This window comes from Kitasatospora sp. NPDC101176 (genome assembly GCF_044768035.1).
Taxonomy (GTDB): Bacteria; Actinomycetota; Actinomycetes; order Streptomycetales; family Streptomycetaceae; genus Kitasatospora.
The window spans coordinates 1-14,361 of record NZ_JBIWPA010000034.1; the positions used below are offsets into that span (position 1 = coordinate 1).

A 14,361-nucleotide genomic window follows, 5' to 3' on the forward strand; every position below is an offset into this window, starting at 1 on the left:
TCGCGAGGGAGTCCAGATCAGGCGTCACAACCGATCTTTGGACTCCCTCGCTTCATGTCATGCGCGCCAGCGAGCCCTTGGCATCAATCATCTAGGGCCCGGGGCCCGGGAGCCGCCGGCAGGGAGCCGCCGGGCGGACCCCGGGCGGGAACGCCGGAGGCCCGGGAGGCGGTTGCCTCCCGGGCCTCTCGGCTCCGGCCACGGGTCGTCGCGTCAGCCGGTCAGTCGTCGTCCTCGTCGTCGAGCCGGGCCAGCCAGGTGGCCAGCCGCTCGACCGGGATCTCGAAGTCCGGGTTGAGGTCGACGAACTCGCGCAGGCGCTCGGCCAGCCACTCGAAGGTGACCTCCTCGTCGCCGCGCCGGTTCTGCAGCTCCTCGATGCCGCGGTCGGTGAAGTACACGGTTCGCTCCGGTCAGATGGGGATTGACCCGGTCAGGATAGTCCGGGTCAGCTGGCCCGCCAGGTGCTGACGGTGAGCTTGGCGGCTCCGGTGGTCGGGTCCGCGGTCTCGATCGCGGCGACGGCGATGTTCCGGGTGACCCGGTCGCGGACGCAGAGCAGGCGGCCGGGGGCGACCCGGTTGTAGGAGAGGTCGGTGTCCGGCCGGGAGTCGATCGCGGCGGCGCACTGCTCGGCGGTCACCGAGGACTCGGTGATCACCGCGAAGTCCGAACGGTTGTCGCCATAGCTGGTGAAGGCGTTGGCCTTGCTGCTGCCGCCGCCGACGTTGGTGACCCCGAGCCCCCACTTCAGGTCGTTGGAGCGCGGCACCACGGTGCCCGAGTCCAGGTCGATCCGGTAGGCGTCGGAGGAGTAGTCGGCGCCGGGGATGGCCAGCGACTTCTTGTCGAGCATCGGGGTGTAGCCGGCCGGCCGGGCCGGGGCCGAGACGGTGCCCTGGGCGGACTTCGAGGGGGCGGCCGTCACCGGCGCGCTGGAGGCGGTGGCGCCCGACCCGGTGCTCGACCCGGTACCCGCGGCGGCGCTCGGGGAGGTGCCGCCGGTGGTGGCCGGCTGGGGAGCGGGCTGGGCCGGGGGCTGCTGGGAGGCGGTCGCGGCGGAGTCCTTCTTCTTGCCGTCGTCCAGCTTCTTCATCAGCACCACGCCGCCCGCCGTGCCGCCGACCGCCATCACCAGGGCGACGGTGAGCAGCACCTTCCAGGACACCCCGCCCTTGCGCCGGGGCGCGGGCTCCGGCTCGGCGGCCGGCGGGTCCGTGAAGGCGGGCGCGGGCGGCGGGGTGTCGTGGCCCGCGGGCTCCTGGCGCAGCTGCACGGTGGGCGGCGCGGACAGCACCGGGGCGGTCGGCGTCTCGGTGGGCTGCTGCGGGGCGCCGTAAGCCCCGAGCGGGGGCGGCGCGAAGCCCGGCGGGGGGCCGGCCGGCTGCTGCGGCGAGGGCGGCGGGGTCAGGGTGAGCGCGGTCGCCGGGTGGGTCGGCGCGCCGAGCGGCGGCGGGGGCGCGGTGGGCGCCGCGGCCGGTGCGGGCGGCGGGGTGGCGGGCGCGGCCGGCAGCGGGGTGGGCGGGGTCTTCGGGAGGTCCGAGCGGCGGGTGATCTCGGTGTTGACCTGCCGCGGCAGCCAGTCGTCGCCGAACCGGAGCTGGCCGCCGACCTCCGGGTGGTTGCGGGCGACCTGGATGATCTCGGCGGGCGTCGGGCGGTCCTCCGGGGACTTCGCCAGGCAGCGCTGGACCAGCTCGCGCAGGTCCGCGGGGACGCCCGACAGGTCGGCCTCCTCGTGCACCACCCGGTAGAGCACCGCGGTGTCCGGGCCGTCGCCGAAGGGCGCGGTGCCGCCGGCCACGTACGCGGCCAGCGCGCCGAGCGCGAAGACGTCGGTGGCGGGGGTCACCGCGCCGCCCTGGGCCTGCTCGGGGGACATGAAGGCGGGGGAGCCGATCCGGTAGCCGGTACCGGTCAGCGCGGTGGCGTCGGCGGCCCGGGCGATGCCGAAGTCGATCACCCGCGGGCCGTCGCCGGCGACCAGCACGTTGGCGGGCTTGAGGTCGCGGTGGACCACCTCGACGCTGTGGATCGCCTGCAGCGCCTCGGCGATGCCGCCCATCAGCAGCAGCACGGTGCGGACCGGCAGCGCGCCGTTCTCCCGGACCACCTGCTGCAGGGACGGGCCCGGGACGTAGGCGGTGACCAGCCAGGGGGCGTCCGAGTCCAGCCCGCCGGAGTCGATCACCTGCGCGGTGTAGAGGCCGTGGATCCGCTGCGCGTTGCTGACCTCCTGCGCGAAGCGGCGGCGGAACTCGCCGTCCTCGGCGAACTCCGGGCGGACGACCTTGAGCGCGACCGGGCGCCCGCCCGGCGTGTAGGACAGGTAGACCCGGCCCATGCCGCCGGCGCCGAGCCGGGCGAACAGCCGGTAGCCGCCGACCTCCCGGGGGTCGTCGGGGAGGAGGGGCTGGAAGACCGGCGGGAGCTTGCTGGCGTCCCGCGGCGTGTCGGCGGTCATGTGGTGATCCCCCTGGGAGTGCGGTGAGGTCGTACGGCCGGTGCCGGGGGCGCGGACGGGCGCCCGGGCGGCGGACCGGCGAGGCATAACCTATCGATCCGTCAGGTGGGCGTGCAGCGAGGCCCCGGATTGGTTGCAGAGCTGCGACCTTGACATGGCACCACCGTGAACCCGGGGCGGCCGGGAACGCCCGCGGCCCCCGTCCTCCGGTGGGGAGGGCGGGGGCCGCGGGCGTCAGGCGTCAGGGCCTCGACCGGTCGCTCAGAGCGAGTAGACCTCTTCGATCAGGGCCTGCTGCTCGGCGGCGTGCCGCTTGGCCGAGCCGACCGCCGGGGACGAGGCCGTCGTGCGGGCGACGCGGCGCAGGCGGGAGCCGCCGGCGCTGCGGCCGATGACGACCTGCAGGTGGTCGACCAGGTTCATCGCGATGAACGGCCAGGCACCCTGGTTGTCCGGCTCCTCCTGCGCCCAGACGAACTGGACGTCGTCGCCGTAGCGGGCCAGCTCCTCCTGGAGCTCGGCCACCGGCAGCGGGTAGAGCCGCTCGACCCGGACGATCGCGGTGTCGGTGACGCCGCGCTCGGTGCGGGCCGCCTCCAGGTCGTAGTAGAACTTGCCGGCCGTGATGACGACCTTGCGGACCTGCGCCGGGTCGACGGTGGTGTCGCCGATGACCGGGCGGAACGAGCCGGACAGGAACTCCTCGGTGGCACTCGCCGCGGCCTTGAGACGCAGCATCGACTTCGGGGTGAAGACGACCAGCGGCTTGTGGTGCGGGTTGTGCGCCTGCCAGCGCAGCAGGTGGAAGTAGTTCGACGGCAGGGTCGGCATGGCGACCGTCATGTTGTTCTGCGCGCACAGCTGCAGGAAGCGCTCCGGGCGGGCGGACGAGTGGTCCGGGCCCTGGCCCTCGTAGCCGTGCGGCAGCAGCAGGGTGACGCCGGAGTGCTGGCCCCACTTCTGCTCGGCGGAGGCGATGTACTCGTCCACCATGGTCTGCGCGCCGTTGACGAAGTCGCCGAACTGCGCCTCCCACATGACCAGCGCGTTCGGGCGGGTCAGCGAGTAGCCGTACTCGAAGCCCATGGCCGCGTACTCCGACAGCAGGCTGTCGTAGACGGTGTAGCGGGCCTGGTCCTCGGTGAGGTACTGCAGCGGGGTGTAGTCCTCGCCGGTCTTGCGGTCGATCAGGACGGCGTGCCGCTGGCCGAAGGTGCCGCGGCGGCTGTCCTGGCCGGCCAGGCGGACCGGGTGGCCCTCCATGAGCAGCGAGCCGATGGCGAGGGTCTCGCCCGTCGCCCAGTCGATGGTGTTGTCCTCGACCGAGCTGGCGCGGCGCTGCAGCTGCGGCAGCAGGCGCGGGTGGACGGTCAGCCAGTCCGGCAGGTTGACCTGGGAGGCGGCGATCCGCTTGACCATCTCCTGGGAGATGCCGGTCTGGATGTTGACCGGGAAGTCGGCGACGGGCTTGCCGTTGGTGGTGTCGGCCGGCGCCTGGGCCGCGTCGCGGACCTCGGCGAAGACCTTCTCCAGCTGGCCCTGGAAGTCCTGGAGCGCCTGCTCCGCCTCTTCCATGGTGATGTCGCCGCGACCGATCAGGCCCTCGGTGTACAGCTTGCGCACCGAGCGCTTCTTGTCGATCAGGTCGTACATCAGCGGCTGGGTGAACGACGGGTTGTCGGCCTCGTTGTGACCGCGGCGGCGGTAGCAGATGAGGTCGATCACCACGTCCTTGTGGAACTCCTGGCGGAACTCGAAGGCGAGCCGCGCGACGCGGACCACGGCCTCCGGGTCGTCGCCGTTCACGTGGAAGATCGGGGCCTCGATCATGCGGGCCACGTCGGTGCAGTACATCGAGGAGCGCGAGGACGCCGGGGCGGCGGTGAAGCCGACCTGGTTGTTCACCACGACGTGCACGGTGCCGCCGGTGCGGTAGCCGCGCAGCTGCGACATGTTCAGGGTCTCCGCGACGACGCCCTGGCCGGCGAAGGCCGCGTCGCCGTGGATCTGGATCGGCAGCACCGGGAAGGTGGTGCCGCCCTGGTCCAGGATGTCCTGCTTGGCGCGGGCGATGCCCTCGACGACCGGGTCCACGGCCTCCAGGTGGGAGGGGTTCGCGGCGAGCGAGACCTTGATGGTCTCGCCGTCCAAGCCGGTGAAGGTGCCCTCGGCGCCCAGGTGGTACTTGACGTCGCCGGAGCCGTGCATCGACTTCGGGTCGAGGTTGCCCTCGAACTCGCCGAAGATCTTGCCGTACGGCTTGCCGACGATGTTGGCCAGCACGTTGAGGCGGCCGCGGTGGGCCATGCCGATGACGGCCTCGTCGAGGCGGTGCTCGGCGGCGGAGTCGATGGTCGCGTCCAGCAGCGCGATCAGCGACTCACCGCCCTCCAGGGAGAAGCGCTTCTGCCCGACGTACTTCGTCTGCAGGAAGGTCTCGAAGGCCTCGGCGGAGTTCAGGCGGCGGAGGATCCGCAGCTGCTCCTCGCGCTCGGGCTTGGCGTACGGCTTCTCCAGGCGGTCCTGCAGCCACTTGCGCTGCTTCGGGTCCTGGATGTGCATGTACTCGATGCCGACCGTGCGGCAGTAGGTGTTGCGCAGCAGGCCGAGGATGTCGCGGAGCTTCATCATCTTCTGGCCGCCGAAGCCGCCGACCGCGAACTCGCGCTCCAGGTCCCACAGGGTGAGGCCGTGCTGGACGACGTCCAGGTCGGGGTGCTTGCGCTGCTTGTACTCCAGCGGGTCGGTGTCGGCCATGAGGTGGCCGCGGACCCGGTAGGAGTGGATCAGCTCCATGACGCGCGCGGTCTTGTTGACCTCGTCGTCGTGGGTGGTGGCGACGTCGGTGGCCCAGCGGACGGGCTCGTACGGGATCCGCAGCGACTCGAAGATCTCGTCGTAGAAGCCGTTCTCGCCGAGCAGCAGGCGGTGGATCTCGCGCAGGAACTCGCCGGACGCCGCACCCTGGATGACGCGGTGGTCGTAGGTCGAGGTCAGCGTCATGATCTTGGAGACGCCGAGGCGGGCCAGGGTCTCCGGGGCGGAGCCCTGGAACTCGGCCGGGTACTCCATGGCGCCGACGCCGACGATGGTGCCCTGGTTCTGCATCAGGCGCGGCACGGAGTGCACGGTGCCGATGCCGCCGGGGTTGGTCAGCGAGACCGTGACGCCGGTGAAGTCGTCCATGGTCAGCTTGTTGGCGCGGGCCCGGCGGACGATGTCCTCGTAGGCCTGCCAGAAGCCGAAGAAGTCGAGGGTCTCGGCCTTCTTGATGGCCGCGACGACGAGCTGGCGGTCGCCGTTCGGCTTGACCAGGTCGATGGCCAGGCCGAGGTTGATGTGCTCGGGCTTGACCAGGTAGGCCTTGCCGTCCTCCACCTTGTAGCTGTGGTTCATCCCCGGGCTGGCCTTGATGGCCTGGACCAGGGCGTAGCCGATCAGGTGGGTGAAGGAGACCTTGCCGCCGCGGGCGCGCTGCAGGTGGTTGTTGATGACGATGCGGTTGTCGATCAACAGCTTCGCGGGCACCGCGCGGACCGAGGTCGCGGTCGGCACCTCCAGCGAGGCGTCCATGTTGGTGGCGACGGCCTTCGCCGGGCCGCGCAGCTGGACGAGCTCGGGGCCGGCCGGCGCGGCCGCGGCGGGCGCGGCCGGGGCGGCCTTGGGGGCCGGCGGCGCGGCGGGGGCCGCGGCGAGCGGCACGGGGGCCGGGGCCGGCGCGGCCGGAGCGGCGGCGGGTGCGGCCGGTGCGGCAGCAGCGGGCGCGGGGGCAGCGGCAGGGGTCGGCGTGGGGCCGGCCTGGGTCGCGGCCTGGGTCACTGGGGTCACCTCGGTACCGGGCTTGTAGTCGGCGAAAAAGTCCCACCAGGCTCGGTCGACCGAGTTCGGGTCCTGGAGGTACTGCTGGTAGATCTCATCGACGAGCCACTCATTGGGGCCGAAGCCAGTGGAGCTTGCCGAGCTATTGGGGGTTTCAGGGGACTGTGGCGACACGGCGGCAACCGCCCTCTTCCGCTTCCTTTTGGGATGTTTGGACAGCGGGGATTAAGGCTACGCCCCTGACCGGTGATCGCGCAGTCCCCGGGGCTCAGGCGTCGCCCAGATCACAGTCCTGACCTGCAGATTGGCTGAAAATGTGCGTTAGAAAGCCATATCTGAGGGGAACTGACCGCCCCGTGCGGGACTCATACCCGGACGAAACCGGACAAACCCCTGTTCGGATCATCGAACGATCTTCGTGTACGTCTGTGTCGCTTCTGTGACACAACGGCCCCCGTCGGGGCGCTGGAGGATCCGACGAAGCGGCCCGGCTCAGCGCTGCCCCGGCAGCCGGACCTCGATCCGGCAGCCGCGCGGCGACTCGGCGACCGCGATCCGCCCGCCGTGCAGGTCCACCGCCCACCGGGCGATGGCCAGCCCGAGGCCGGTGCCGCCGTCCGAACCGGGCCCCTGGGCGGTCGCGGTGCCGCTGCGGCTGAACCGCTCGAACACCCGGCTGCGGTCGGCCGGCGGGATGCCCGGGCCCTCGTCCTCGACCTCCAGCAGCAGGCCGCCGGGCTCGCCGTCGGGCCGCGCGCGCACCGTGACGGTGCCGCCGGGCGGGGAGTGCTTGCAGGCGTTGTCGACCAGGTTGGCGACCACCTGGTGGAGCCGTTCCGGGTCCGCCACGCCGGTCAGGCCGGTCGGGCTGACCTCCAGGGCCAGCCGGACGTCGCCGCGCCGGGAGAACGCCCCGCCGGCCGTCGCGCCGTCCACGGTGACCCCGCGCAGCACGCCGTCCAGGAACTCGCGCACCTCGAAGGGGCGGGCGTCCAGGTCGACCACGCCGTCGTCGATCTTGGAGAGGTCCAGCAGGTGGGTGACCAGGCGACCGAGCCGCTCGGTCTGCTCCAGGGCGGCCCCGAGGGTCGCCGGGTTGGGCTGGACGACGCCGTCCACCACGTTCTCCAGCACGGCGCGCAACGCGGCGATCGGCGTGCGCAGCTCGTGAGAGACGTTGGCGACCAGCTCGCGACGGTGCCGGTCGGCGGCGCCCAGGTCGGCCGCCATCTGGTTGAAGGCGGCCGCCAGCTCGCCGATCTCGTCGCGCGAGTTGACCTCGACCCGGCGGCTGTAGTCGCCGGAGGCCATCGCGCGGGCGGCGGCCGTCATCTCGCGCAGGGGGGCGGTCAGCCCGTGCGCGAGGAACTGCATGAAGAGCAGCGAGGCGATCATGGAGAAGACCATGATGATCCGGATCTGGGTCTCGGACCGGATCGCCACGACCACCATGCCGGTGGCCAGGAAGACGGAGACGATCACCAGCAGGGCGAGTTTGCCCTTGATCGAGCGGACCGGGTCGAGCGGCCGGATGTCGGCCCAGACCCGGCGGGCGGCGCGGACGGCCAGCGTCTGTGGCCGCGTGCCGTCGGTGTCCCCGTTGTTGCGTTGCTGCGGAAAGGTCATTGGTTTTTCCTGTGATCCCCGCGTACGTCCCGCGCGTGCCTGCGCGGCGGTCCGGGACACGGGCCCCCCGGAGGCCCGTCGCCCGAGGCGCCGCTAGGAGAGCGGGGCCTCCAGCGCGTACCCGACGCCGTGGACGGTGCGGATCCAGCTCGCGCCGATCTTCCGGCGCAGGGCCTTCACGTGGCTGTCCACGGTGCGGGTGCCGGACGCGTCGGTCCAGTCCCAGACCTCGGCCAGCAACTGCTCACGGGTCAGCACCGCGCGCGGCTGGGCGGCCAGGCAGGCGAGCAGGTCGAACTCGGTGGGCGTCAGGTGGACGTCCCCCGAGGCCAGCCGGACCCGGCGCTGCACGTGGTCGATCTCCAGCTCGCCGAAGCGCAGCGAGCCGAGCGCGGGCGTGCGGGCGGCCTGCTGGGCGCGCTCGACGCGGCGCAGCAGCACGTTGACCCGGGCGGCCAGTTCGCGCATCGAGAAGGGTTTCGTCATGTAGTCGTCCGCGCCCACGCCGAGGCCGACCAGCAGGTCCGTCTCGTCGTCGCGCGCGGTCAGCATCAGCACCGGCACCGGGCGCTGCGCCTGGATCCGGCGGCACACCTCGAGGCCGTCGAATCCGGGCAGCATGATGTCGAGGACGACCAGGTCGGGCTGCCAGGTGTGGAAGCCGTCGACCGCTCCCGGTCCGTCGTGGGCCACGGCGACCTTGAAGCCCTCCGCGCCCAAGCGGGCCGCGATCGACTCCGCGATCGTGGGCTCGTCCTCCACCACCAGCACTCTGCGCTGGCTGCTCACCGTGCCGCCGCTGTTGTTGTGGTCCTGCTGAAGTTCTGTCACGGTCACGCCACCGCCCCCAGGGCTGCGGGCCGGCCACCTGTGGGGATGGCGGGGCTCCGCTCGTAGTCTTGTTCCGTCGTGGACTGTGCCGGGTCCGCCGTCCCGTCGCGCTCGGATCGGAGGACGGACTGTAGGCCACCCACCCGCTCCCGCGCACCTCGCAGCGTACGGACAGTGGGTGCTTCCCGGCAGGCGGACCGGACGTTTCCGGCCCGTGGGCCGGCTGTCCGCCGCCCTCTGAACCCACTGCACGAGTGGGCACGGGCCGATACCTTACCCGCCGAATTTTCACTGCGTAACGGTACGTATGCAGTCGAGTTGACGCCAAGTCGCCGGTCAGAGGGCCTACTGACGCGTTAATCGGAAGTAGGTCTGGACCAATGCCGGGAAATCCGGTCGGCCGGTTTACCGATGGTCTTCACGGGCAATTCCCAGCTGCCTCTCAGAACCCCGACGTAACGTGGCCACGACAACACCCTGCCGGGCGGGATTCACCGCGCGCGCCGGTACGTTGGGCACCTGTGACGGGCCGGTGGCTGCGGGTGTGGAGCGGGAGGCGTCATGGCTGGAGTGCGGCGCGGGGCCGGACGGGTCGGGCCGCCGCCGACGGGCGTGCCGTACGGGATGCTCCGGTTCGGCCTGCGCGCGAGCGCCGTCGACCGGCTGCTCGCCCTGGTGCCGACGCCCCGGCGCACCCCTTTCACCCTCGGCTACCTCGCCGTGGTCGGCGCCACCACCACGTTCGCCAAGCTCGCCGATCCGGAACTCGTGCAGCGGTTGCAGGAGGCTTCCAGTTCCGACGGCCACAACCTCCTGCAGCATCCCCTGCGCGCTCTGCTGCTGAGTGGTTTCTGGGTGGCCGGTGACGTGTGGATGCCCTACCTGTGGGGATTCGCCGTCACCCTCGCGCCGCTGGAGCGGCGGATCGGCCCCGCCCGCGCGGCCGCGGTGTTCGCGACCGGCCACGTCGTCGCCACCCTGCTCTCCCAGGGTGTGGTGATCGCGGCGGTGGAGACGGGGCGGATGGAGCCCGGGGCGCTGGACTACCTGGACATCGGCGTCAGCTACGGCGTGCTCGCCTGCCTGGGCGCGGTGGCCGGGCTGCTGCCGCTGCGCGGGCGGGTGGTCGCGCTCGGCGGCGCCGGGCTGCTGATCGCCGAGCAGATCCTCACCGAGCGGGACGTGGTCACCGCGGTGGGCCACCCGGCGGCGGTGCTGACCGGCGTGGCGCTGTGGCGCTGGGCGCGGCGCGTCCGGGCGAGCCGGCCCGGGCCGGCCCCGCGCCGGGCCGAGGCGGTGGCCGGCGGTGCGCCCGCGACGGGTGGCGCCCGGGTCCTGGACGCCCGCTGACACCTTCGGGTGCATCTTCCGGACGGGTTTTGACGGACCCCGCGCGGCCCCACGGTGTTCGCTCATGGCGAACAAGACGCCGGGAACATCCGGCGTCCGCCGAGCCTTAGTCAGGTCGGCTCAACTTCACTGACTGGGGAGAGATCATGGCATCGACGTCCACACCGCTCACCCTGCCCGTGCTGCCGCTCGACGACGAGGTCGTCCTGCCGGGCATGGTCGTCCCGCTGGACCTGAAGGACACCGAGGTGCGCGCCGCCGTCGAGGCCGCCCGCGCCGCGGCCACCGGCGCCGGCAAGCCGCAGGTCCTGCTCGTCCCGCGGGTGGACGGCTCGTACGCGGCGGTCGGCACGCTGGCCACCGTGGAACAGGTCGGCCGGCTGGCCGACGGCGATCCGGCCGCGCTGGTCCGCGCCGTGCGCCGGGTCCGGATCGGGGTCGGCACCACCGGCCCCGGCGCCGCCCTCTGGGTGGAGACCACGCCGTTCCGGGAGTCCTCGGTGGGCACCCCGGTCGCCGGCCGGGCCGCCGAGCTGGTCAAGGAGTACAAGGCGCTGTCCACCCAGTGGCTGCGCCGGCGCGGCGCGTGGCAGATCGTCGACCGGGTGGCGCAGATCGAGGGCGTCGGCGAGCTCGCCGACAACATCGGCTATGCGTCCTTCGTCACCGCCGAGCAGAAGCTCAAGGTGCTGCTGGAGGCCGACCAGGTCGCCCGCCTGGAGTACGCGCTGACCCTGCTGCGCGACCACCTCGCCGAGGAGGAGGTCAACGACACCATCCGCAAGGACGTCGAGGAGGGCGTGGCCAAGCAGCAGAAGGAGTTCCTGCTCCGCCGCCAGCTGGAGGCCGTCCGCAAGGAACTGGCCGAGCTGAACGGCGACCCGGCCGACGAGGAGGGCGACTACCGGGCCCGGGTCGAGGCCGCCGACCTGCCCGAGAAGGTCCGCGAGGCCGCGCTCAAGGAGGTGGACAAGCTCGAACGCGCCTCCGACCAGTCGCCCGAGGGCTCCTGGATCCGCACCTGGCTGGACACCGTCCTGGAACTGCCCTGGAACGAGCGCAGCGAGGACACCTACGACATCGCCGGCGCCCGCGCGGTGCTGGACGCCGACCACGCGGGCCTGGCGGACGTGAAGGACCGCATCGTCGAGTACCTCGCGGTGCGCAAGCGCCGCGCCGACCAGGGGCTCGGACTCGTCGGCGGGCGGCGCGGCGGAGCGGTGCTGGCGCTGGTCGGCCCGCCCGGGGTGGGCAAGACCTCGCTCGGCGAGTCGGTGGCCCGCGCCATGGGCCGCAGCTTCGTCCGGGTCGCCCTCGGCGGCGTCCGGGACGAGGCCGAGATCCGCGGCCACCGGCGCACCTACGTCGGCGCGCAGCCCGGCCGGCTGGTGCGGGCGATCAAGGAGGCCGGCTCGATGAACCCGGTCGTCCTGCTCGACGAGATCGACAAGGTCGGCTCCGACTACCGCGGGGACCCGGCCGCCGCCCTGCTGGAGGTGCTGGACCCGGCGCAGAACCACACCTTCCGGGACCACTACCTGGAGGTCGAGCTCGACCTCTCCGACGTGGTCTTCCTCGCCACCGCCAACGTGCTGGAGGCCATCCCCGAGCCGCTGCTCGACCGGATGGAGCTCGTCCGGCTGGACGGCTACACCGAGGACGAGAAGGTCCTCATCGCCCGCGACCACCTGCTCCCGCGCCAGCTCGAGAAGGCCGGACTGGGCGACGGCCTGGTCTCCGTCGACGAGCCGGCGCTGCGCCGGCTGGCCGGTGAGTACACCCGGGAGGCCGGGGTGCGGACCCTGGAGCGTTCGATCGCCCGGGTGCTGCGCAGGATCGCCGCGCAGGCCGAGCTCGGCGAGCGCGAACTCCCCGTCACCATCGGCGCGGACGACCTGCGCGCCCTGATCGGCCGCCCGCACCACGTGCCGGAGGCCGCGCAGGAGCCGGCCGAGCGGCGCACCGCCGTGCCCGGGGTGGCCACCGGCCTCGCGGTGACCGGCGCGGGCGGCGACGTCCTCTACATCGAGGCCTCGCTCGCCGACTCCGAGACCGGCGGGACGGGCCTCACCCTCACCGGGCAGCTGGGCGACGTGATGAAGGAGTCCGCGCACATCGCGCTCTCCTTCCTGCGCTCGCGCGGCGCCGAGCTGGAGCTGCCGGTCACCTCGCTGCGGGACCGCGGCGTGCACCTGCACGTCCCGGCCGGGGCCGTCCCCAAGGACGGGCCGAGCGCCGGCATCACCATGACCACGGCGCTGGCCTCGCTGCTGTCGGGGCGCCGGGTGCGCACCGACGTGGCGATGACCGGCGAGGTGTCGCTGACCGGCCGGGTGCTGCCGATCGGCGGGGTGAAGCAGAAGCTGCTCGCCGCCGACCGGGCCGGGGTCACCACGGTGATCATCCCCAAGCGCAACGAGGCCGACCTGGACGACGTCCCGGCCGAGGTGCTGGAGCGGCTCACCGTCCACCCGGTGGCGGACGTGCGCGAAGTGCTGAAGCTGGCGCTGGAGCCGGCGGAGGTGCTGGTCGCCGCCTGACGGGCGGTCACCCGGAGGGGTGCGGGGCCGGATCGGCGGCCCCGCACCCCTCCGGGCCTTGTGCAACAAACTGTCAGTAGGCCATGCTGGCCCCATGCATCGCCACGCGTACCTGAGCCGTCGACTCGACGTCGACCTGGCGTACGCCTGCTCCGCGATCTGTCACCGCGCGCTCTGACGCGGTGATCCGCCCGGCCGCCCCCTGCCGGGAACCCCCTCCGGGTGGAGTGCACCGCCACGCCGTCCACTCCTGCCACCGATGGGGACTCCTCCATGCGCTTCGCCCTGACCTCCCGCGCCGCGGCCCTCGCCGCCGCCGCCCTGCTCGCCCTGGCGGCCCCCGCCCAGGCCGACACCCCGTACGGGCCGCTGCCGCCGCACAACCCGTACGCCGGGCCCGACGGCACCGCCACGATGCACGGCGACACCGGCTCCTCCGACGCCACGCCACTGCCGGGGCCGGGGGCCGGCGCGCTCGACTCCGAGCGGATCGCCCTGCAGTCCGCCTGCCCGACCGTGCTGGTCGGCTCCGACGGCCGGCCCGTCGCGCTCTGCACCACGATCTTCGGACTCACCCCGACCGTCCACCTGCTGGACCCGGCCGACGGCGGCTCGGTCGCCGAACTCCCGCTGGCCAAGGGCTCCCTGCTCGGCGGCGTGTACGCCTACCTGGACCAGGACGACCGGCTGGTGGTGGTGGACGGCAACCGCGACCTGCTGCGGATCGGCCACCACCGCACCGCCGCCGGCGCCTGGGCGCTCACCGTCGACAGCCGCCTGCCGCTGGCCGGCGCGGTGCCCGAGGGCGACGCCGTCACCGGGCTGTCCCCCGACTGGCAGGGCCGGGTCTGGTTCGCCACCGGCGGCGGTGTGGTCGGCACCGCCGACGACCGCACCGGCGCCGTCCGCGCGCTCACCCTCCCGACCGGCGAACGGATCGCCAACTCGATCTCCACCGCCCCCGCCGGGACGGCCGTCGCCACCACCCACGCGAGCTACCTGCTCACCGCCGCCGCCGACGGCACCCCGCGGATCGCCTGGCGGCAGCCCTACGACCGCGGCCCCGGGCGCAAGCCCGGCCAGCTCAGCTGGGGCACCGGATCCACGCCCACCTTCTTCGGACCGCGCACCGGCACCGACTACCTGACCATCGTCGACAACGCCGCGCCGACCGTGAACCTGCTGGTCTACCGGACCTCCGACGGCTCCCCGGTCTGCGCCGTCCCGGTCCTCCGGGCCGGCGGCAGCGGCAGCGAGAACTCGCCGGTCGCGGCCGGCAACGCGGTCTTCGTCGCCAGCACCTACGGCTACCCGTACCCCAAGCTGCCCGCCGACGCCGGGCCCGCCGTGCCCGCCTCGGACCGGTTCCGGGGCGGGCTCAGCCGGGTCGACGTCCGGCCCGACGGCTCCGGCTGCGACCTCGTCTGGGACACCACCGTGCGCTCCGCCGCCGTCCCGCGGCTCTCCACCGGCGACGGGCTGATCCACACCGTGCTGCGCCGCCCGGTCATCCCCGGCACCTCGGCCACCTCGGTCCTCGACCCCTACTACTACGCCGAGATCGACCCGCGCACCGGTGATGTCACCCGAACCGCCTACCTGGGCGCCGGGTTCCTCTTCGACACGCTGCAGATGGTCGGGTCCATCGCCCCCGGCGGGGTGGTCTACCAGGGCACCACCACCGGGATCCTGCGGATCACCGCGCAGTGAACGGGAGGGACGGCACCGCCC

Annotated in this window: 8 protein-coding genes; 3 read left to right on the top strand and 5 right to left on the bottom strand. The window is 73.0% G+C overall.

Going from position 1 to position 14,361, the window contains the following annotated elements; genetic code table 11:
• Positions 1–221 precede the first annotated feature (221 nt).
• The 5 genes from ACIRS1_RS32150 to ACIRS1_RS32170 form a co-directional block, all read right to left on the bottom strand.
• Positions 222–401, bottom strand: coding sequence for a DUF6104 family protein (locus tag ACIRS1_RS32150; RefSeq protein WP_360204474.1), 180 nt, complete (start codon positions 399–401; stop codon positions 222–224).
• A gap of 47 nt (positions 402–448) precedes the next feature.
• Positions 449–2,464 (bottom strand): serine/threonine-protein kinase, encoded by a 2,016-nt coding sequence (locus tag ACIRS1_RS32155; RefSeq protein WP_402845670.1) that lies wholly within the window; start codon positions 2,462–2,464, stop codon positions 449–451.
• A gap of 261 nt (positions 2,465–2,725) precedes the next feature.
• On the bottom strand, positions 2,726–6,457 hold the full coding sequence (locus ACIRS1_RS32160) for a multifunctional oxoglutarate decarboxylase/oxoglutarate dehydrogenase thiamine pyrophosphate-binding subunit/dihydrolipoyllysine-residue succinyltransferase subunit (RefSeq protein WP_402845671.1): 3,732 nt from the start codon (positions 6,455–6,457) through the stop codon (positions 2,726–2,728).
• A gap of 318 nt (positions 6,458–6,775) precedes the next feature.
• Positions 6,776–7,909, bottom strand: coding sequence for a HAMP domain-containing sensor histidine kinase (locus tag ACIRS1_RS32165; protein ID WP_360204482.1), 1,134 nt, complete (start codon positions 7,907–7,909; stop codon positions 6,776–6,778).
• Between the two features lie 93 nt (positions 7,910–8,002).
• Positions 8,003–8,740 carry a response regulator transcription factor gene (locus ACIRS1_RS32170; protein ID WP_360204484.1) on the bottom strand — a complete coding sequence of 246 codons (738 nt, stop codon included), beginning with the start codon at positions 8,738–8,740 and terminating at the stop codon, positions 8,003–8,005.
• Positions 8,741–9,301: 561 nt separating this feature from the next.
• On the opposite strand from ACIRS1_RS32170, the gene ACIRS1_RS32175 reads away from it, so the two are divergent.
• From ACIRS1_RS32175 to ACIRS1_RS32185, 3 genes are all read left to right on the top strand, one after another.
• Entirely contained in the window at positions 9,302–10,090 is a 789-nt protein-coding gene (locus tag ACIRS1_RS32175; protein WP_360204486.1) for a rhomboid-like protein, read from the top strand.
• Between the two features lie 146 nt (positions 10,091–10,236).
• Positions 10,237–12,630 (top strand): endopeptidase La, encoded by a 2,394-nt coding sequence (gene lon / locus ACIRS1_RS32180; RefSeq protein WP_402845672.1) that lies wholly within the window; start codon positions 10,237–10,239, stop codon positions 12,628–12,630.
• A gap of 273 nt (positions 12,631–12,903) precedes the next feature.
• Positions 12,904–14,340: a hypothetical protein gene (locus ACIRS1_RS32185; protein ID WP_402845673.1), complete on the top strand. Its 1,437-nt coding sequence runs from the start codon at positions 12,904–12,906 to the stop codon at positions 14,338–14,340.
• The last annotated feature ends 21 nt before the right edge of the window (positions 14,341–14,361 follow it).

Coding starts and splice junctions, on each gene's coding strand:
- ACIRS1_RS32175 (WP_360204486.1), top strand. CDS start 9,302: ATGGCTGGAGTGCGGCGCGGGGCCGGACGGGTCGGGCCGCCGCCGACG.
- ACIRS1_RS32185 (WP_402845673.1), top strand. CDS start 12,904: ATGCGCTTCGCCCTGACCTCCCGCGCCGCGGCCCTCGCCGCCGCCGCC.
- ACIRS1_RS32155 (WP_402845670.1), bottom strand. CDS start 2,464: ATGACCGCCGACACGCCGCGGGACGCCAGCAAGCTCCCGCCGGTCTTC.
- ACIRS1_RS32165 (WP_360204482.1), bottom strand. CDS start 7,909: ATGACCTTTCCGCAGCAACGCAACAACGGGGACACCGACGGCACGCGG.
- lon (WP_402845672.1), top strand. CDS start 10,237: ATGGCATCGACGTCCACACCGCTCACCCTGCCCGTGCTGCCGCTCGAC.